Raw genomic sequence first — 20,355 nt, forward strand, 5'->3', positions numbered from 1 at the left:
TGAATATGCTTTGCAGCAGCTTTCAATGATAACCCATAGTAAATAGATAGGCTTGTCCTTATACGCAGACATTGTATTCCCTACCGCTGTTCGGCGGCAATTTACTTATAGCCTGCCCGAGGAGTATCAAGGTGATATAGAAGTGGGTAAACGGGTGTGGGTGCCCCTGCAAAAGCATAAAAAAATCGGGATTGTCGTTAGCATCCATGATGAGAAACCTGACTTTAATACCCGCCCGGTGCAGCAGGTGCTCGATGAAAAGCCGATTATTTCTGAAGAGTTATTAAAGCTAACTGAATGGATTCACCGTTTTTATTACTGTGGATGGGGTGAAGTGATACAGGCTGCATTGCCGGTGGGATTAAATTTTTATGCCCAGAAATATTTGAAAGCAATAGAAAGTGAATTACCTGATTTTCTTAATGACGATGAAGTTGAAATCGTTGAAGAAATTCAGCAGAACGGATCCTACTTGTTAGCTGAAGCCCAAAAGAGGTGGGGTGATAAAGTTATCGATAAACTGGTGGGCCAGAAGGTACTGGAAGTCTGGGAGGAACCGGAAATGAAGATGGATCCGAGTACGGATAAATTGTGGCAATGGAAGGGAGAAAAAAGCAAAAGGGAAGCCCAAAAAATTGTTGAGGAGCATGAGAAAGAGGGTAAGAATTATAAATGGGTTCAAGCACTGAAAGTATTGCTTGGTTTGGACCTGCCGGAGTTTCAAAAAGAGCTGTCCGATTTTGAGTTGTTGGAATACTATACGCTCAACAGAATCGCGGAGGAAGGGATAATTAAATACGACGAGGTCGAGACCACCAATTTGAGTATGAAGCTGGAGTATGATCCCACACAGCTTAATACGCTAAATGATGAGCAGCAGGCGGCTTTTTGTGAGATTGAAAAATCAATTGATAAAGAATCGTTCGGCAGCTACTTGTTATATGGTATAACGGGCAGTGGGAAAACAGAAGTATATATCCATGCTTTAAAGAAAGTATTGGACCAGGGGAAAGGGGGATTGGTTCTTGTTCCTGAGATTGGTTTAACGCCACAAATTGTAAAGCGGTTTCATCTGATATTCGGTGACGATATTGCCGTATTGCATAGCAGGCTCACCGACCGGGAGCGATATGATGCATGGCGTGCCCTGCAAAAGGGAGAAAAACGAATAGCTATAGGAGCCCGATCAGCGGTCTTTGCCCCGGTGCAGAACCTGGGACTTATCGTGGTAGATGAGGAGCACGATATGTCGTATAAGCAGGAAGATCCCGCTCCCCGTTATAACGGACGCGATGTAGCGATTATGCGAGCCCATATCAATGATGTGCCGGTCGTCTTGGGATCGGCGACGCCAAGTATGGTTTCTCTGTACGGGACGAAGAAAGGGAAAAGCGAATACTTGGAAATTAATGAGCGTCCCTTTGATGCGAAACTTCCTGAGGTGAAATTGCTCGATCTCAAACAATATAAATCGGCTATGAAAGGACCGATCGCCATTCCTCTTTATAATGCAATTGATGAAGCCATAGAAAAGAATGAACAAGCAATCCTTTTGTATAACAGAAGAGGCTTTGCATCGTATTTGCAATGCGCAACGTGTGGAGAAATCCCTGAATGTCCGAATTGTTCAGTGAGTTTGACCTTTCACAAAGCAAAAAAGCAGTTGCGATGTCACTATTGTGGTTATTCCGAACGTCAGCCCCGCCGGTGCAAGGAATGTGGAAATAATTCGGTGGAAGCTCGAGGTAGTGGAACCCAGCAGCTGGAGGAGCAAATTGCTGAGCTCTACCCCGATGCGGAAACGCTGCGCATGGATTTTGATACGACTTCGGGCAAGAATGCCCATTCAAAAATTTTAAAGGCATTTGGACGAAAAGAGGCTGATATACTGGTTGGAACTCAGATTGTGGGGAAGGGATTAGATTTTCCGGATGTGACGGTGGTAGGAGTCATTGATGCTGATACCGAGCTTGCTTTTCCTTCGTTCCGTTCGGGAGAGCGGATGTATCAGCTGTTGAGCCAGGTAGCGGGGCGCTCGGGTAGAGCTGATAAGGAGGGCAAGGTATTTTTCCAGACTTGGCAGCCCGATCATCCCGCAATACAAAAAGCGAAAGAACACGATTACAAGTCATTTGCGCGTCAGGAGCTGGCCTATCGTAAAATGCTGCAGTATCCACCGTATTCGCGCATTATCAGGTTTATATTTAAGGGTGAGCAGGAGGGACGTGTCCAAAGAGTGGCAGAAACCTATACCGAATGCCTGACGGAAGTATTAGGAGGTTTTGACTCGGTATTGGGTCCATCACCGGCGGCTATTGCGAAAATGCAAAATTTCTATCGGTGGGAGAGCTTTATTAAAGTAGATCCGACCAATGGCGCTTCGGCTATTGAGCAAATGCTTGACAGGACGTTTGATCTGTTTGATGGTCGAAAACCGAAAGGCGCCAGTTCCGTTCGTATTAATGTAAATGTGGATGCGTTGGAATAATCACCTTTTGTAATTTTGATTAAATTATCAGCTGAAATTATTTGTTAGATAACACGCATTTAGAAAATGCAGGATAGAACGCTTGCATTCTGTATAATAAATTCGATTATTACAGCGGAAAGATACCTTTATAATTAATAAAGAGGTGCCTATGGGCGAATCTCGGGTAAAATTGGCCGACAGTCAGGAAGAAGTACAGCGCTTTATGAAATATGTGTTGAAGGATCTCCGGGCGCTGGATCGTATGCTTAATGAGGACGATTGGTTTGATACCGATACCATACGGATTGGAGCCGAACAGGAGCTTTGTCTGGTTGACCAACAGGCTAAAGCCTGGCCTCACAACATGGAAGTGCTTGAGCATTTACAGGGAGATGAAAATGGCAGCTTTACTACGGAATACGCAAAATTCAATCTCGAAATAAATATGGATCCCCTTGAATTTAAAGGGGACTGCCTTTCGAGGATGGAGAAGAATCTCCAGAAGCAGGTTGATGAGGTCCGAATGGCAACGGAAGAGCTCGGAGGAGAAATTGTATTGACGGGCATTTTGCCGACCATTCGCAAGGTTGATATCGATCTGAAAAACCAAACGCCATTACAGCGTTATCGCGCACTTACCCAGGCTATCAACAAACTGCGTGGCGGTGATTATGATGTGCGTATCCAGGGCATGGATGAGCTGTTAATGAAATGTGATTCCCCGCTACTGGAAGCGTGTAATACCGGGTTCCAGGTGCACCTGCAGGTAGGGCCCGAGGAATTTGTGCCCAAGTATAATATTGCTCAGCTGGTAACAGCTCCCGTACTGGCGTCAACTGTTGGTTCACCCATTCTGTTTGGTAAGCGATTATGGAATGAGACCCGAATTGCCCTTTTCCAGCAGTCAGTAGATACGCGAACGGTAGGTGATCATCTGCGAGAAAGTAGCCCGCGCGTAACGTTTGGTAATAAGTGGGTAGACGAGAGTATTCTTGAGATTTTTCAAGAAGATACTGCCCGCTATCGGGTAATGTTGAGTTCGGAGGTAACAGAAGATGTAGAAAAGTTGTTGGATGAAGGTACGCCACCGGCCTTACGAGCTTTACAGGTCCATAACGGGACGGTGTATCGCTGGAATCGCCCCTGCTACGGTATTACTGATGGGAAGGCACATCTACGTATCGAGAATAGGGTTTGTCCCTCTGGCCCGACGGTTACGGATGAAGTGGCTAATTCTGCGTTTTGGCTGGGTTTGATGAATAAGATGGAAGATTATCATCCCAATGTATCTGAAGAGATGGATTTTGATGATGCCCGGATGAATTTTATGGCGGTTTCTAAAATGGGACTCGATACGAAGTTGCGGTGGTTCGATGATCAGCGTATTAATGCAGTGGATTTGATAACCGAAGAGCTGTTGCCCATTGCCAGGGAAGGACTCGAGGAAGCAAAGATAGATGATAGCGATATTACAGAATATCTGGATATTATTGAGCAACGGGTAACGGCGGGACAAACTCCATCACATTGGATGCTAAATAATTATGCATCGTTGATGAAGGAGCATGGTTCCAAGGAGCAGACTCTGGCGGCGATAACTACGGCGATGATCAAAAATCAGAAAAAGGGTGAGCCGGTACATAAATGGGGACGTGCCCGCATGGAGGATCTGGAGCACTGGAAGCCTTCGAGCTTAATCGTCGAAGAGTTTATGACTACGGATCTGTTTACGGTACAGAAAGATGACTTGGTAGAGTTTACGGCAAACTTGATAGATTGGCGGCGTATCCGGTATGTTCCGGTAGAGGATGACAAAAAACATCTTGTTGGCTTGGTGACGATGCGGATGGTTTTTAATGCCTATTCGAAGTCGGTAAATCATGATGAAAACGTTGTAGAGACGGTTGAAGATATCATGATCGAGAATCCTATTACTATTCATCCGGAGGCCTCTATCATGGAAGCGATGGAAATTATGAATAGCCAGGAAATTGGGTGTCTTCCTGTGGTAAAAAATAACAGGCTCGTTGGGATTATTACCGAGCACAATTATATGAGAATAGCACGCAGATTGTTGAAAGTATTACATTTGAATAATGAGGAGAATGAGGAATCCGACGAAAAGTAATATTGCACCAGAAACAGAAGGCGATCGGATTTTGGGAACTATTGAAGGTGATCCCGGTGGGCCTACTGTAGTGTTGGTAACGGGGTTGCATGGCAATGAGTCTGCCGGAGTTGACGCGGCCCAAAATATATTGGAAATGCTCGACGGTATTCGACCGCGAATTAATGGACGGTTAGTTATTCTCCGCGCGAATTTGCCGGCGCTTGAACACAATGTCCGTTATCTTGATGAGGATATGAATCGCCTGTGGTTTCCTTCGATAATTGAGAAGGTCCGGGATATGCCTGAAGCTCGTATTAAGTCAAATGAGCGTAGGCAGATGAAGCAGCTGCTCCCTATTCTTGATGATATCGAAGAGCGCAGCGATGGGCCGGTTGTATTGGCAGATGTTCACACGTTTTCTGCTGAGGGTAGCATGTTCAGTATTACAAGTTCTGATCCCCGTCAGCGCGAACTATTGTCCAACTTGTATGTGCCCATGGTTTTTGGGATTGAGAAATCGCTTCGCGGCACAGCGCTGGGATATTACCAGGATCAGGGTTTTATCTCATTTGGGTTGGAAGGTGGCCAGCATGAAAATGAGCTGACAGAATATAATATAACGGCTTCGCTTTTACTTTTGCTCCATGCGGTGGGATCTATCGAAAAACAGTATGTGGAAAAAATAAAGGAGTATGAACGTCACCTGAAGCAACATACCCAACACCTACCGGTGGAGACCGAACTGGTGTATCAGCATATTATTGATCCGGGCGACGGTTTTGCCATGCGACCGGGCTACTCAAATTTTCAGCCTATTAAAAAAGGGGAGTGGCTCGCTAATGATAATGAAGGCAAAATTATCGCACAAACGGATGGCTATATTTTGATGCCCCTCTATCAGCGACAGGGTAACGACGGCTTTTTTATCATTAAAGAGAATGAAGGGTAAAAAATTTGTTATTTTATGGCCCTTGTGAATACGGCCGTAATTTAAAGAAGAATTTTTCCTACAACGGGAACAGTTATGCAAGACTATCAATTTGTTGACGGTACGCGCCTGTCTTCAGTAATTGAAGCGCTTATTTTTGCCAGTCCGGAACCTATTTCGGAAGAAAAGATTTGTGAGATTATTGCAAAGGGAGAAGAGAATTTAGGATTGGAAGTTGATGCTATAGAACCTTTTGTAGAGAAGCTGAATCAGCGGTACGAAGAAAATGGGCTGGCATTTAATATTGAGCATGTAGCGGGCGGATATACGTTTTCAACGAAAAAGCGTTTCGAGCCCTGGCTCAGTATTTTTCAGCACGAAAGTGCCTATCGAAAACTATCACAATCAGCTATAGAAACGCTTGCTATTGTGGCGTACAAACAGCCGATTACTAAGCCCGAAGTGGATGATATTCGGGGTGTGGATTCTGGTTACATGCTGCGTCAGTTGTTGGAGAAAGTGCTTATCGAGGTTTCCGGTCGGTTGGATGCTCCCGGGAAGCCGCTATTGTATCGGACGACCAAGCACTTCCTGAAGCATTTTGGCATTAACTCGATTGATGAGCTGCCCAAGCCGCGAGAAATTGAAGAGATCCTCAAAGATGATGATATGGCCGAGCACCGCCAGTTTTTGTTTGATCGTCAGCTGGAGCTCAAGGAACTACAGGAGACGGCAGAAGACGAGGACGCTACGGAAACGGCGATGTCATTAATTGAGGCCGTAGAAAAAATTGATGAGGATGAAGTGCCCGATCTGGATGGATATACGGCAGATGTGTTGCAGCTTAATGACGAGGAAGAAAGTGACGAGGACGACGAAATAAGTGAGGAATTGGAAAATGAATCGGATAATATTCAGGAAAATTTAGAGGATGAGTCGACGAAGAAAGAAGAGAAATAAACGAGGAAAAATTGAAGAGCCTGACCACCAGGTTGACCAGAATTACGATGAGGACGAGGAGATTCGTCTGAACAAATATATTGCCCACTGTGGATTTACTTCGCGGCGTAAAGCGGATGATTATATTGCAGCCGGCAAGGTAAAAGTGAATGATGAGGTGGTTACCCAGATGGGGGTTAAAGTCCAGCGAACGGACAAGGTTGAGGTAGAGGGACAGGTTTTGAGCCTTGAAAAGTTTGTGTATATCCTGCTAAATAAGCCAAAAGATACGATTACCACGACCGATGATCCTCGTAATCGCGATACGGTGATGGATAAAATTGAGAATGCGACAGGCAAACGCGTGTATCCTGTGGGTCGTCTTGATCGTCATACTATGGGATTGTTGATTTTAACCAACGATGGAGATTTGGCGAATCGATTGATGCATCCCAGTTACGAGGTGCGAAAAACGTACGAAGTGGAAACCGAGCGCGGTCTGAAAGATGATGAACTTCAGCAGTTGTCTCAAGGTATTGAGCTTGAGGACGGCACAGCACAGGCATATAATATTGCACGAACGCCCGATGGTTTTGTCCTTTCTATTTTTGAAGGACGAAATCGTCTTGTACGTCGAATGGTAGAATATTTTGGCACTGAGGTGACGAAGCTAAAACGCATTGAATATGCCGGGCTTACGCTCCGCGATGTAAAAATGGGCCGCTGGCGCTACCTTAAGAAAGGCGAGATCAATGGCTTGCGTAAGTTGGTTAAGCTTGATCCGCTCGATTTTGATTAATTGGATGACATGAAAGGTGACTTTTACTTTGTTATTTCGTTCCTAAGTAGAGTAACGGAACGAAGCCTTTTTATAATAGCTATATAGACCATATTAATATTCATGAAGGATAATAAGATTTCAAAAATTTCATCTTCTGTACCATCTACCGAAAATCTTCCCATCTATTACGATTTATATTATCCGACGGATACCAAACAGGATAACTTGCCGGTAATATTATTTCTGCATGGATTTAAGGGCTTCAAAGACTGGGGCGCTTTTCCGGATGCCTGCCATGAACTGAGTAAAGCTGGGTTTGCGGTCTTGGCGATGAACTTTTCGCTGAATGGTGTAAGTGAAAGTATGACTGAATTTGATCAGCTGGATCTGTTTGCCCGAGAAACGCTAAGCCAGGATTTAGAGGATGTAGGAACGGTCATCAAGGCGTTAAAAGACAAAGATATCGCAGGAGAAGGGGTTTCTTTGGATGCGAGCACCATTGGTGTCTTGGGACATTCACGCGGGGGGCATACAGCTGTAGCAGTTGCGGCAGAATATCCCGAAATAAAGTGTTTGGTTACATGGTCTGCAGTGGCCGATTACAATGCCCGTTGGAGTGATGAAATGATTAATGACTGGGAAGAAAAGGGTGTCACCGAAATTAAAAATGGCCGAACAGGTCAAATGATGCCTGTTAAAGATGTGGTTTATAAAGATGCCATTGAAAATGCCGATCGCTTAATGGCTGTAAAACGCGTTCAGGAATTAGATATACCGGCCCTTTTTGTTCATTCTAAAGGTGATGAGGGAGTGCCCTATAGTGAGGCGGAAAAGTTGTATGAACATTGTAATGCCGAAGATAAGAAAATTGAATTGATCCCGGATTCTGGTCACACTTTTGATACTGCGCATCCGTTTGAGGATGAAGAATTTCCCGAAGCATTTATAACCGTTTTGAGTATCACGGGTAACTGGTTCCAATCGCATTTAAAATAAGTCGGAATTGAATCAGTTATTATAGTAAAAAAGGTGAAAATTATTCGCTACTTATTCCTTCTATTCTTCGTACTAACTATTTTTCAGCCGGTACGCGCCCAGGTTCCCGAACTCATTAATAATCCTGATTTTAGAACAGATGCCAAGGCGGCTGTGGATTCGGTGTATAATCTCAATTTTGAGGGTGCTCAGAATAGGCTAAGTGATTGGAAGGATGAATACCCGGATCATCCTCTGTGGATCCTTTTTGAAGGCATGCAATTGTGGTGGACGGTGTTGACGGATCTTCACGATCGCTCGCACGATGAGCAATTTTTTGAGATGATGAAAAAGACTGATTATCAAGCGGGCAAGTTGCTTCATCGTCAGCCCAACCATGTAGACGGATTGTTGATTCGAGCAATAAGTAACGGATATATGGCCCGTCAATACGCGAATCGCGAAGAGTGGATAACGAGCATAAATTATGGCCGCAAAGCAATACAGGCTTATAATTACCTTCTTGATATTCAGCCCGAACTAAATGACTTGAAACTTGCAGAGGGGTTGAAACTCTACTATTTGGATTATATACCTGATGAGTATCCCGTGGTAAAAACGGTTAGTTGGGCACTCCCTGATGGTGATAAGAAAAAAGGGCTGGAAGCTATAGAAAATGCATCAAAAAACGCGATTTTTGCCCAGGCAGAAGCCATTTATTTTCTGGGTAATATTCACTACAACTATGAAAAGAATTTTGGAGTGGCCGTCCGTAATTTCGAAAAGCTTAATCAGAGATATCCCAATAACAGTTATTATGTTCGGGTTTTGGTAAAGAGCTATTATAAACAGTCTCGTTTTGATGAAGCATTAAAAGTTATTGAGAGCAATTTGCAGAGATGGAAGGAGAAAGATCTACCGGATCCTAAGGTGGTACAAGAAGAGTTGCTTACTTGGAAGGGACGTATTTTAGAAAAGAGAGAACGTAACGATGAAGCTATCGATTGTTATACCAAAGCTTTTACATTGGGTGGGGAGCTGCCGGATACAGAAAACCGTTCTTTTTATGTTGTTTCGGGCTATTTGGCCGGTAAATTGTTGGCTAAAAATGGGAGTAAGGATAGAGCGAAAGGCATACTAAATAATGTGATAGAAGCGGAGGCCGAAAAAGAATATCGGCAACAAGCAGAAGAGTTACTTGCAGAGATAAATTAGCAAATAAAAAGCGACACCTTTAACTAAGGTGCCGCTTTTAAAATGGGCTGAATTCTTTGGGATCTAATTCCTCTTTTGCATTCCCTTCATCATGCCGCTCATATCACGATATCCTTCCGGCACTTTAAAGAGATCATCAGAAAGTGATTTTTCTTCAATCTTTGTGGCCTTCATCTGAACGGTGCGACTTCCGTCCTTGATTTCAACAATTTCAAGTGGCATAGATCCTTCTTCTGCAAATTTTTGAGCCCAAGCCGGAGGATTGCGTTTTTGCATTTGGTTTTGAGGCATCATAAAAGTGCCCATGCCTTTGGCCATGCAAGTTTCGAAGGTGCCATCTTTTGATTCCATTCTCCAAACTTCGCATGTTCTGCCGGCAATAGTCTTGGTTTCACCTGTGTTAGTCATGTCTATCTCAGATGCTTTATCCATTTCCGTATTGCCGATGTCATTATTATTGAGATCCATTTCTATATAACCCTGCATCTGTTCAATAACAATCACCATCTTTGATTCATCCGGTAACATAATCATAGCACTTTTTTGTCCCTGATGGCTCATCTCCATGCGGCCCTTATTACCCTTCACCATATAAGGCATTTCGCCCATACCCTGCTTAGCTAAGTCTGCCATCTCAAAATAAATAACGCCCTCAAAATCCTGGGCAGTAGTGGTAGTTGGCCCCCCGATGAAACAGATAATTGATAATGTTAATATGAATAATGATAATTTCTTCATAATGTCAGCGCCTCTGTTTTTAGGTTAATAATCAAAAGTATGATAATAATAGAAATTACTTTTTGTAAAGCCAATAATATTAGTCGGATGCCTAAAATTTGTAATCTCTTTCTAAATCTTATAAATATCTAAAAAAGTAAATACTATGATTATTGGACTCATTTCAGATTCTCACGATCATGTTCAGAATATTGAAAATGCCGTCAAAATATTTAAAGAACGTGATGTAGAACTTATTTTACATGCCGGTGATTTCTGTAGTCCCTTTACCATTCCACCCTTTAAGGGATTCAATTTGAAAGGAGTTTTTGGCAATAACGATGGAGATCATTATTTGATCTTGGAAAAGTTTAGCGAGATAGGAGCGACGCATTTAGGTAGTTTCGGCGAAGTGATTGTAGCTAACCGAACTATTGCCCTGTATCATGGGACGAATATGCCTATTACGGAAGCATTAGAACAGTGTGGTAAGTATGATGTGGTAATATCTGGGCATACCCACGAAAAAAGAGTCGAATTTGTCAAAAACACCTTAGCAGTAAATCCCGGCACGGCTCATGGATTTGATGAGGAGGCCACGATTGCCCTTTTGGATACTGAAGCTATAGATGTTTCGTTTGTGACTTTGGATTAAAAAATGCATTGTGCACTTCAATAATTATTATTTGAAATGCACAATGCGCTAATATTAATAGGATGGGTGGTAATTACTTTTTCAGATTCCTAACGACAGCCTCTGTAAAGGTTTTGGTTGTTCCGTTACCGCCGATATCGGGGGTGCAAGCTGATTTATTTTCCAGCGTATAATAAACAGCCTGGCGAATTCTGTCAGCACGATTCTCTTCGCCAATATGTTCAAGCATCATCAGGGCTGAGAACAGGAAGGCAATAGGGTTTGCTTTATTTTGTCCCGCTATATCGGGAGCAGAACCGTGAACTGCTTCGAACATGGCCGTATCATCGCCAATGTTTGCAGCACCTGTTAAGCCGAGTCCACCAACCAATCCCGAAGCCAGATCAGAGAGAATATCTCCAAAGAGATTAGTGGTTACGATCACATCAAATTGTTCCGGTTGCAATACCATCTGCATAGCCATGTTGTCGACGATCAGATCTTCATACTCAATTTCGGGATAATTCTTAGCAATCTCTTCGCCGACCTCCATAAAAAGACCACAAGTGAACTTGAGAATATTAGCCTTATGGACGAGCGTAACTTTCTTTCGATCTTTCTTTTTAGCGTATTCAAAAGCAGCACGAATTATCTTTTCACTTGCACTTCGTGTGACGACAGCAATACTTTCGGCGTGGCTGTTTTCTTTTACCCACTGCTCTTTGCCGATATACAGGCCCTCGGTATTCTCACGAAACATGACCAGATTTACATCATCGAATCGGCTTTTGATATGAGGTAAGGTTTTAGCCGGACGAATGTTGCTATAGAGTTCGAACTTTTTGCGCATGGCTACATTAACCGAACGGAAACCGGAACCGACAGGAGTGGTCAATGGTCCTTTTAATGCAATACGGTGTTTTTCAATGGCCGCAATGGTATCGCCGGGAAGAGGATCACCCAGTTCTTTGTGGGCGGAGAGGCCTGCCGTGCAGCGTATCCAGTTTATATCTGCACCGGCTTCATCTAAAATAGTTGTTACTGATTCTGTGATTTCGGGGCCAATACCATCACCGGGGATTAAAACAATGTCGTGCATGAGGATAAATGTGTTTAGAAGAGCTCGGATTAATTTTTATCTGCTATTATAGCCCGCAAAGATACAAATAATAGGACTTTATGTCATAACTTATCTGGCTAACTAAAGTTACCCGTCACTAATGGTTAATACGGCCGATCCCTCAAAATTTCCGGCTCGTAAATCATCGAGCGCCTGGTTAGCTTCGGTAAGTGGATAGGTTGTAACTTGAGATTCAATCGGTACCTTAGGAGCTATCTGCATAAACTCGGTACCATCCCGACGAGTTAGATTGGCTACGGACTCAATAGATCGTTCCTCCCAAAGATCGTTGTACGGAAAGCTTGGGATGTCACTCATGTGGATGCCGGCACAGACGACCTTTCCTCCTTTTTTAATGGATTTTAGTGCCTGTGGAACAAGGGGACCTACGGGTGCAAAAATGATTGCTGCATCCAACTTTTGGGGTGGCAGTGTTTCAGATCCCCCGGCCCATGTAGCTCCGATGCTTTCGGCAAACTCCTGACTTTTTTTATCGCCCGGACGAGTAAAAGCATATATTTCTTTGTTCTGATGAAAAGCAACCTGGGTAAGAATATGAGCAGCCGATCCAAATCCGTAAAATCCTAATCGTTGTGCATTGTTAGTTTTACGTAAAGATCGATAGCCGATAAGTCCGGCGCAGAGCAGCGGTGCAGCTTGAATAGCCGGATAATTATTAGGAATGGGAAAACAAAACCGGGCATCGGCTACGGCATACTCGGCAAAACCGCCGTTGATATCATAGCCGGTAAAAAGGGCATTGTTGCAGAGGTTCTCCTGATTTTTTTGACAGAACTCACAATTACCACAGGTATATCCCAGCCAGGGGACACCCACTTTATCACCTGCTTTAAACCCTGATACATTTTTGCCCACTTCTGCTATTGTACCTACAATTTGGTGACCCAATACAAGCGGCAAGTTGGGATCTTCCAGTTCACCGTCAATAATATGAAGATCGGTTCGGCAAACGCCACAGGTTTGTACTTTTAACAGTAGCTGGTTTTTATCGGGATTAGGAGTTGGAATATCCTGTAGTTCCAAGGGTTTGCCAACGGAATGTAAAACCATTGCTTTCATGATAGGAAAAGTTTTTAGTAGCGCCGCCTGTTTCTTTGTTGGAGTTTACGATCAAGGCTGTATTTGCCGGGACCTATAAACAATAATCCTGCAAAAACGATAGCAATTTCAATGCTGTGAGAATAGTTAACAAAGCCATCGCCGGCCCCAATATGTTGTATCGTAGCTACCAGCATCACGATAAAAAGGAATATCACACTGGGCGTAAAAAAGAGGCCGAATAATAAGAATATCCCTCCAAAAAATTCGGTAACACCGGCCATAAAGCCAAAAAACATGGGGGCAAAATTAATTCCCAGAAACTGCATGGCTGATCCTACTTCGACCCAGGTATCGGGACCGCCAAACATTTTTGGGTAACCGTGTAAAATAAACATGATACCGAGTCCAATTCGAATAATTAAAAGTCCAACATTACGATAGATACCTCGTTTTCGAAGTGGTGACATTATATATTTATTTAACCGTTTTGATAACTAATGCGATAAATTACGCCGCTGTGGTCGTCAGAGATAAGTACTGATCCATCCGGCAATTGTAACAAATCGACGGGACGTCCCCATACCGATTCATTATCTTGAAGCCAACCTTCAATGAACGGTTCATAAGAAGTAGTTTCGCCGTCTTTAAGAGTAACCTTCGTTATACGATACCCGATTTTTTCAGTTCTGTTCCAACTTCCGTGTTCTGCAATCAAAATTTGGTTGTGATATGTTTCCGGAAACATATCACCGGTATAAAAAATCATTCCCAATGGTGCTACGTGAGGCCCCAGAGCCTGGGCCGGATCAGTGAACTCCCGATTCATCGTTCTACCTTTATCGCCAAATTTGGGATCCCAGATATCGTGGCCGTGTTTGTAGGGATAACCGAAATGTTGACCGATTTCTGACAGGTGATTCAGCTCATCCGGCGGACGATTATCGCCCAACCAGTCGCGGCCGTTATCGGTAAACCATAGATTGTCTGTCTGGGGATGCCAGTCGAAGCCGACCGAATTGCGAACGCCCTCAGCAATAATTTCACGACCTGTTCCATTCGGATTGATACGAGTGATGCTGGCAAAAATTTTGTCATCCGGGTTACAAATATTGCAGGGAGCGCCTACGGGTACGTAGAGTTTATTATCGGGACCAAAAGCAATAAATTTCCAGCCATGGTGTCCATCAGCGGGATACTCATCTGTAACAATAACAGGATCGGACGGATTTTGTAGGTTCTCGTCAATACTATCATAGCGATAGATGGTACTGACAGCAGCAATATAGAGCGAGCCGTTTCGGTAGGCAATACCACTCGGCATGTTCATATCCTCGGCAATGGTGTGAACACGATCAGCCTTGTAATCTTCGTTCTTATCTACGATAGCATATACATTTCCCGCTTCTCGGCTTCCCGCATAAATGATTCCGTTATCCCCCATAGCAAGCTGACGAGCATTGGGTACACTATCAGCGAAAATCTCTGCTTTAAAGCCATCCGGGAGTTGGAGTTTGGATAGAATTTGATCGCTATTTCTTTGTGATATCTCACAACCTCCAATGGTTGTTAGAAATATAAATAATAGCACCCATTGTATGGAGGTTTCAAATGTTGAGGACATTCTTTTTTTTATCCAATCCTATTTTGATAAATGCCGCTGAACTAAGACTTTTGCATTATACAATCCTTTAAGATTAATGTCGAACTTTGAGACTCAAAAGCCATTTAAATTAGTGCAAATTTTTACTTGTGCGAATAGAAAAAGCGAGGAGAGTTAATTCTCCTCGCTCATCATTTCAGCTATTCTTTTTTTAGTGAGTAATTTTAGTGCCCAAAACATCCAGAAAAGCGCTCAACCATTTGGGATGTCCTGGCCAGGCGGGTGATGTTACGAGCTTACCATCAACAACAACTTCCGTCGCTTCTACATCTTTGAAATCGGCACCGGCGGCTTCCATCTCAGGACCACATGCGGGGTAGGCTGTTAAAGTTTTACCGCTGATCACGTCGGCAGCGGATAAAATCTGGAGTCCGTGACAGATAGCTGCAACGGGTTTGTCCTCCTCAAAGAAATGACGAACCATGTCCAGTACGCCATCTTCGAGACGCAGGTATTCCGGGGCACGACCGCCGGCAACAACAAGTCCGTCGTAGTCAGCGGGATCAGCTTTATCAAAAGTAGCATTGAGGGCGAAATTATGGCCCGGTTTTTCGGTATAGGTTTGATCTCCTTCAAAATCGTGAATAGCCGTTTTTACGGTATCTCCTTTCTTTTTTCCGGGACAAACCGCATGCACGGTATGGCCTACCATCTGCAATGCCTGAAATGGCACCATGATTTCATAATCTTCTCCGAAATCTCCTACAAGCATTAATAATTTTTTGCCTTCCATAATGAAATATTCGATTTATTTAAATTAATAGTGTTATCGTAGCTTCTATATTACATTAACTTCAGATTGATAATTAGCGTTCTGTATTCATTATTTTAATTGTAACAATGAAAATTAATAGACGTAATTACAACTGAATAAGAAATAGGGTGGAGATAAAATAGGATACAATATGAGTAAAAGATGTTGGATTTCAGTAGCATTATTGTTGTTAGTTTTTTGCCTTTCTTCCGGTGATATGTTAGCACAACAAAAACAGGATCATTCAATAGTTGCTGATATTGATTCCTTGCAAACAACAGTCGATTCTTTGCTTCAGGAAAATAATATTCCGGGAGCAGGAATAGCCTTGGTGCATAAAGATTCTGTTATCTGGTCCGGAGGTGTGGGTTATGCAGATTATGAGGATAAAAAACCGGTCACTGCTGATCATCTGTTTCGGGTTGGATCTATATCCAAAACGTTCGTGGCTATGGGGATAATGCAGCTTGTGCAAGATGGGAAACTGAGCCTCGATGATGAAGTGCAAGAGCTGGTGCCCGAGGTCGAAATCAAGAATCGGTGGCATGAAACCGATCCCGTACGAGTTAAACACCTGTTGGAGCACACGGCCGGATTTGATGATATGCACTTTAGCGAGTTTTATAATACCCGACATGATCCCAATATATCTCTCGAAAAAGCCTTGAGCATCAATCCCAAATCAAGAGAAGTGCGTTGGCGCCCGGGTACTCGGTATTCATATTCCAATCCGGGCTATGCGGTGGCAGGCTATATTATTGAAAAAGTAACCGGTCAGTCGTATGAAGATTATCTGCGAGAACATATTTTAAATCCTTTAGAAATGAACAGGTCTTCATTTGCGTACAGCGATTCTGTAAAAGAAGCTCTGGCTACGGGTTACAAAGGAGAATATGAGCCGGTTGAATATCAGCACATTTATTTGCGTCCGGCTGGTATGCTGCATTCGTCACCCACTGATATGGCAAAGTTTGTACAACTCTTGCTTAATAATGGTTCGCTTAATGGACAAGAAATTATTGCGGAAATCTTAGTTGAGAGGATGGAAACGACAGAGACGACGCTTGCTGCTAAACATGGATTTAGCAGGGGCTACGGACTGGGAATTACAAATTCTGAAATGGCTGGGTACCCAAATTTAAATCATGGAGGCGGTATCGATGGTTTTGTATCCCAGTACATGTATTTCCCGGAATATGACTTGGGATATGTATTGCTGTTAAACAGCTCTTCGGGTTTTGGTGATATCCGAGAAAAAGTGACAAGATTTTTACTGGATAATGTCAAAAAACCGGAGCCACAATCTACCGTTGAATTATCCGAGAAACAGTTAGATAAATATGAGGGATATTACGCCTATCGGAGTCCACGAAACCAACTGTTTATGCCGCTGCATGTATTGTTAGATGGAGTAACGCTTGAGGTATCTGATGATACGTTGTGTACTAAAGGATTTATGGAGTCGACCAAGTCATTACTGCCCGTTTCGGAAAATAAATTTCGCAGCAAAGATAAAATAATGGCTTCTACCTTTTTTATGGGTACGGAAGAGTATGGACAAGTAATGCAGCATGACAGTAACTTTTATGTGAAAACGGGGAGCTGGAAAAAGTATGTATACCGCGGGGCATTTTTTGGTGGCTTAGGGATATTGGTAACCTTATTATTGTTCAGCTTGTTTTGGATACCGTTTGAAGGTTATCGCAAATACAGCTCAAACCATACACCGTTTTCGTATCAGGCACTTTTCTGGTGGCCGTTTGCCGCGTTGTGCAGCATCGGATTGTTAGTCTTGGGAGCATCACAGCTTGAATTGTTAACGATCGGTGAGCGAACTTTTGCCGCAATGTTAATTACTGCAGCTACCTACCTGTTTGGGGTAAGTTCTGTTGGGGCACTATGGACAAGCTTGCGCAGCTGGCAAAAAGAGATACATCCTGCTATAAAAATTTACTTCTCTATTATTTCAGTGACGTTAATAGGATTTACCCTGTTCTTTTTCTATTGGGATTGGATGGGACTCCGCCTATGGGCTTATTAATTTAAACAGTAATTGCATTACCGGTTTCGACTGCAGTAATCAATGAGTCGGCTGATAAACTCACGTTGAGCGGGATTGATTTTCTCGCGTGCTTCAAAGGGACCAAAATATTCTATCCGATCAATTTCGGGGAATAATTCCGTTTTCCCGGAATTGGGCGGCCACTCTATTTCAAACTCGTTGGGAGCAAAGATAAAGTCATCGGGAATTTGATATTCTATGGCCCAGGCATACACGATTTTGCCACCTTTCTGTTTTACCGATCCCAAATCGATAAAATCCCCTTCGGGAACAAAGTTAAGCTCTTCCTTGAATTCTCGCTTGGCGGCATCCAACAAATCCTCGTCGTCTTCGACCTCACCCTTGGGAATCGACCATGCTCCTTCATCTTTATCCCACCAGTAGGGGCCGCCGGGATGAGCCAGCAGCAATTCTAAACTGGGTTTACGGGTAAAAAGTAGTATGCCGGCGCTAATATTTGACACTTTCTAAAAGTAGTTTCAAAATTTTAAAATTACATTCGATTCCATATCCAGTTGGGAGTCATTTTGACCAACCATCCCACAAGTTGCCAGCGTTTTGTGATAAAAGCTTCATTTTTTTTGCGTTCAATGGCGTCGGCGATTTGTTTAGCCGCTTTTTCTGTTTCTTGTACCCAGAACAGATCTTTTTTGCCGTCAGTCATCTCGGATTCTACGAAGCCCGGTAAAATTGTTGAAACGGAAATATCTGCATCTGAATGATTGGCCTTTTGTCTATATCCTTGAAGATAGGTATTCACAAATGATTTAGAAGCGTTATAGGGGATGTTTAATCCCCAGCCAAACAGAGAGGCAACAGATGAGATTCCCACAATGTGACCGTATCCCTGTTCCTCAAACAGGTTGAAGCTATAGCTTGCCAGATTTGCAAATCCACGAACGTTGACATCAATTACGTGCAGGTCGGCTTGTCGTCCCACGGATTCTTTTTGATAGTTCGAGACCCCGGCGTTAAGCACGATGATATCCAGTCCTCCCATATCTTTTTTAAGCTGATCGAGCTGGTTGATAGCATCGTCGAGTTCGGCCACATCCATATATTGAATATGAATATTTGTTTTAAGTTGATTGCGCAATTCTTCCAGTCGTTCGAGACGACGACCCGTTGCGCCCACTACATATCCGCGCTCGTGCATTTCAACTGTCAGGGCTCGTCCGATGCCGGAAGTAGCACCAATGATAGTTACTCTCTGTTTCATAAAGTTGATGCTATTTTCTGCTGGAATTGATGGGTGGCAAAGTTGATCCACTCTGGATGTTCTTCTTTTCGGAACAGGGCAGGATGTATGATCTCTGCTAAGATGCGTGTGGAATCCACCAGGCGTGGCCCCGGACGGTTAAAATAGTGATCGCCGTCAGCAATATATATCTGTTTGTTTTGTACGGCGCGGAGTTGATTCCAGTTATTACGAGAGGTAAGCGTTGAAATTTCTGAAAGGGTTTGATGAACAGAATAACCGCAGGGAATGATCGTGATAATATCTGGATTGAGCTGTTGGATTTTTTTCCATGAGATTTGCGGGGAATGTTTCCCCGATTTAGAGCCCACAGGAATACCGCCCGCAATTTGCACTAGTTCCGGAATCCAGTTTCCGGCGGTCATCAACGGATCCATCCACTCTATAGAAAGCACCTTTGGAAGTGTGAGTTCACTTGTTTTTTGTTGGATGTACTGTAGTTCCGATTTCATGCGCTGGGTAAGTTCTTCGGCAGCTTCACTGGCATCAATAGCATCTGCAATGGTTCGGATCGATTGTACCCAGCTCGATAAATCAGTAGGTGATACCGAAACTACTTTCACATGATCACTAAGACTCGAGTGGACTGCTTCTTTTACCTCATTAAAAGAGGCCGCGCACACTTCGCAGTGATCTTGCGTTAGTATAATATCGGGTTCCAGCTCAGTCAGTTTTTGTTGATCTACTCTATACACTGAAAGCCCTTCCTGCAGCAATGCTTTTACCCGCTGGTCTATCTCATAGCTGTTTCCGTCAGGGTTGAACTTCGGCTCAGTACAGTAGGGAAGATCAGTTATTCCTTCGGGATAATTGCATTCGTGAGATCGACCGACGAGCTCATCCTTCTTGCCGAGAGCGGTAACAATTTCGGTAGTGCTGGGCAGTAGAGAAACTATACGCATGAATAATGTTTTCTAAATAAGGTAATTGATAAGTCAAATAAGTAAAGGTATTTCCCAGAAGCTCAAAATAAAAGTTTTTTGTCTATTGAACGATTGATAAAATAATATTTCCATATTAGCTCAGTTTCTAAACAATATATTTATCGGTTGATAACACTTAAAAAAAACAATTTCATTACTGCCGGTTTTTTTACTAATTTTGGGAATTCAATTTTCAGATGAAACGACATTCAACGACATATCGCCTTTTTGCACTATTCATAGCAATATTTCTTGCTTTGAGTATTAGCCTGCCGTCCACTTTGGTGGCAGCCGTACATTGTGATACGGAAATGCAACAATCGCCAATAAATACAGTTGCCGATAAACAGTGTATGTTGATGGCATACCAATCTGATCAAAATGATTCGGATCAACTGAACTCTGGCAGCCCAAACGACAATTGCAGTTGGACCCTGACTTGTGAGATTACCCAAACAGATCTAACAAACAAGACTATTCCAACTGTTAATAAAAAATTGGTGCAGCCATTTGTTGTTTCGATCTTCTATTTTATTGACACCGAATCGGCATCTATTCCCACTTTTCTTGCAAATGCCGAACTGAGCCAGCAACCGGAATCTCCCCCTCTATTCTTGCTAAATAGCACTTTTCTGAATTAGTCACTTATATAAGCCTTTTAACCTTTTTAAGGCTTTTACGCATCACGGATTACAAATTAACATAGAATAATCCTACTGCGTGTGCTTTTCGTATTGCTCAATAATT

The 20,355-nt window shown here is 43.1% G+C and carries 19 protein-coding genes; 10 read left to right on the forward strand and 9 right to left on the reverse strand.

What is annotated here, in order from left to right:
• The first annotated feature begins 52 nt into the window (after positions 1–52).
• From priA to ACQ4LT_RS02675, 7 genes are all read left to right on the forward strand, one after another.
• Positions 53–2,488, forward strand: coding sequence for a replication restart helicase PriA (gene priA / locus ACQ4LT_RS02645; protein ID WP_445664451.1), 2,436 nt, complete (start codon positions 53–55; stop codon positions 2,486–2,488).
• Between the two features lie 151 nt (positions 2,489–2,639).
• A complete protein-coding gene (locus ACQ4LT_RS02650; protein ID WP_445664452.1) occupies positions 2,640–4,598 on the forward strand; it encodes a glutamate-cysteine ligase family protein in 1,959 nt (652 codons plus the stop codon).
• Positions 4,576–5,529, forward strand: coding sequence for a hypothetical protein (locus ACQ4LT_RS02655; protein ID WP_445664453.1), 954 nt, complete (start codon positions 4,576–4,578; stop codon positions 5,527–5,529). Before ACQ4LT_RS02650 ends, ACQ4LT_RS02655 begins: the two co-directional genes overlap by 23 nt.
• A gap of 75 nt (positions 5,530–5,604) precedes the next feature.
• Positions 5,605–6,468, forward strand: a complete 864-nt coding sequence (gene scpB / locus ACQ4LT_RS02660) for an SMC-Scp complex subunit ScpB (protein WP_445664454.1) — start codon at positions 5,605–5,607, stop codon at positions 6,466–6,468.
• Positions 6,440–7,246 (forward strand): pseudouridine synthase, encoded by an 807-nt coding sequence (locus ACQ4LT_RS02665; RefSeq protein WP_445664455.1) that lies wholly within the window; start codon positions 6,440–6,442, stop codon positions 7,244–7,246. The genes scpB and ACQ4LT_RS02665 overlap by 29 nt, the downstream gene beginning before the upstream one ends.
• Before the next feature lie 102 nt (positions 7,247–7,348).
• Positions 7,349–8,224: an alpha/beta hydrolase family protein gene (locus ACQ4LT_RS02670; protein ID WP_445664456.1), complete on the forward strand. Its 876-nt coding sequence runs from the start codon at positions 7,349–7,351 to the stop codon at positions 8,222–8,224.
• Positions 8,225–8,257: 33 nt separating this feature from the next.
• Complete coding sequence (locus ACQ4LT_RS02675) at positions 8,258–9,418, forward strand: tetratricopeptide repeat protein (RefSeq protein ID WP_445664457.1); 1,161 nt, start codon at positions 8,258–8,260, stop codon at positions 9,416–9,418.
• A 63-nt stretch (positions 9,419–9,481) separates the two neighbouring features.
• Here ACQ4LT_RS02675 and ACQ4LT_RS02680 read toward each other — a convergent pair whose 3' ends face one another.
• Positions 9,482–10,156 (reverse strand): DUF4412 domain-containing protein, encoded by a 675-nt coding sequence (locus ACQ4LT_RS02680; RefSeq protein ID WP_445664458.1) that lies wholly within the window; start codon positions 10,154–10,156, stop codon positions 9,482–9,484.
• A gap of 145 nt (positions 10,157–10,301) precedes the next feature.
• Here ACQ4LT_RS02680 and ACQ4LT_RS02685 point away from each other — a divergent pair, with 145 nt between their 5' ends.
• Positions 10,302–10,790 carry a metallophosphoesterase gene (locus ACQ4LT_RS02685; RefSeq protein WP_445664459.1) on the forward strand — a complete coding sequence of 163 codons (489 nt, stop codon included), beginning with the start codon at positions 10,302–10,304 and terminating at the stop codon, positions 10,788–10,790.
• A 73-nt stretch (positions 10,791–10,863) separates the two neighbouring features.
• Here the strand turns inward: ACQ4LT_RS02685 and ACQ4LT_RS02690 are convergent, their stop codons facing one another.
• From ACQ4LT_RS02690 to ACQ4LT_RS02710, 5 genes are all read right to left on the reverse strand, one after another.
• Positions 10,864–11,868 carry an isocitrate/isopropylmalate dehydrogenase family protein gene (locus tag ACQ4LT_RS02690; protein WP_445664460.1) on the reverse strand — a complete coding sequence of 335 codons (1,005 nt, stop codon included), beginning with the start codon at positions 11,866–11,868 and terminating at the stop codon, positions 10,864–10,866.
• Positions 11,869–11,976: 108 nt separating this feature from the next.
• Positions 11,977–12,969, reverse strand: a complete 993-nt coding sequence (locus tag ACQ4LT_RS02695; RefSeq protein ID WP_445664461.1) for a zinc-dependent alcohol dehydrogenase family protein — start codon at positions 12,967–12,969, stop codon at positions 11,977–11,979.
• Between the two features lie 14 nt (positions 12,970–12,983).
• On the reverse strand, positions 12,984–13,418 hold the full coding sequence (locus ACQ4LT_RS02700; RefSeq protein WP_445664462.1) for a DoxX family protein: 435 nt from the start codon (positions 13,416–13,418) through the stop codon (positions 12,984–12,986).
• 11 nt (positions 13,419–13,429) lie between these two features.
• Complete coding sequence (locus tag ACQ4LT_RS02705) at positions 13,430–14,572, reverse strand: PQQ-dependent sugar dehydrogenase (RefSeq protein WP_445664463.1); 1,143 nt, start codon at positions 14,570–14,572, stop codon at positions 13,430–13,432.
• A 190-nt stretch (positions 14,573–14,762) separates the two neighbouring features.
• Positions 14,763–15,344: a DJ-1/PfpI family protein gene (locus ACQ4LT_RS02710; RefSeq protein ID WP_445664465.1), complete on the reverse strand. Its 582-nt coding sequence runs from the start codon at positions 15,342–15,344 to the stop codon at positions 14,763–14,765.
• Between the two features lie 172 nt (positions 15,345–15,516).
• Here ACQ4LT_RS02710 and ACQ4LT_RS02715 point away from each other — a divergent pair, with 172 nt between their 5' ends.
• Positions 15,517–17,406: a serine hydrolase domain-containing protein gene (locus ACQ4LT_RS02715; RefSeq protein ID WP_445664466.1), complete on the forward strand. Its 1,890-nt coding sequence runs from the start codon at positions 15,517–15,519 to the stop codon at positions 17,404–17,406.
• Positions 17,407–17,423: 17 nt separating this feature from the next.
• On the opposite strand, the gene ACQ4LT_RS02720 is transcribed toward ACQ4LT_RS02715, so the two are convergent.
• Genes ACQ4LT_RS02720 through ACQ4LT_RS02730 form a run of 3 tightly spaced genes read right to left on the reverse strand, consistent with a single transcriptional unit; the run spans position 17,424 to position 19,587 of the window.
• Positions 17,424–17,891 carry an NUDIX domain-containing protein gene (locus ACQ4LT_RS02720; protein ID WP_445664467.1) on the reverse strand — a complete coding sequence of 156 codons (468 nt, stop codon included), beginning with the start codon at positions 17,889–17,891 and terminating at the stop codon, positions 17,424–17,426.
• A gap of 29 nt (positions 17,892–17,920) precedes the next feature.
• Positions 17,921–18,646 (reverse strand): SDR family NAD(P)-dependent oxidoreductase, encoded by a 726-nt coding sequence (locus tag ACQ4LT_RS02725; RefSeq protein WP_445664468.1) that lies wholly within the window; start codon positions 18,644–18,646, stop codon positions 17,921–17,923.
• Entirely contained in the window at positions 18,643–19,587 is a 945-nt protein-coding gene (locus ACQ4LT_RS02730) for a cobalamin-binding protein (RefSeq protein ID WP_445664469.1), read from the reverse strand. The genes ACQ4LT_RS02725 and ACQ4LT_RS02730 overlap by 4 nt, the downstream gene beginning before the upstream one ends.
• Positions 19,588–19,805: 218 nt before the next feature.
• Between ACQ4LT_RS02730 and ACQ4LT_RS02735 the strand changes: the two genes are divergently transcribed.
• Entirely contained in the window at positions 19,806–20,249 is a 444-nt protein-coding gene (locus tag ACQ4LT_RS02735) for a hypothetical protein (RefSeq protein WP_445664470.1), read from the forward strand.
• The last annotated feature ends 106 nt before the right edge of the window (positions 20,250–20,355 follow it).

Source organism: Fodinibius sp. AD559 (assembly GCF_052712805.1).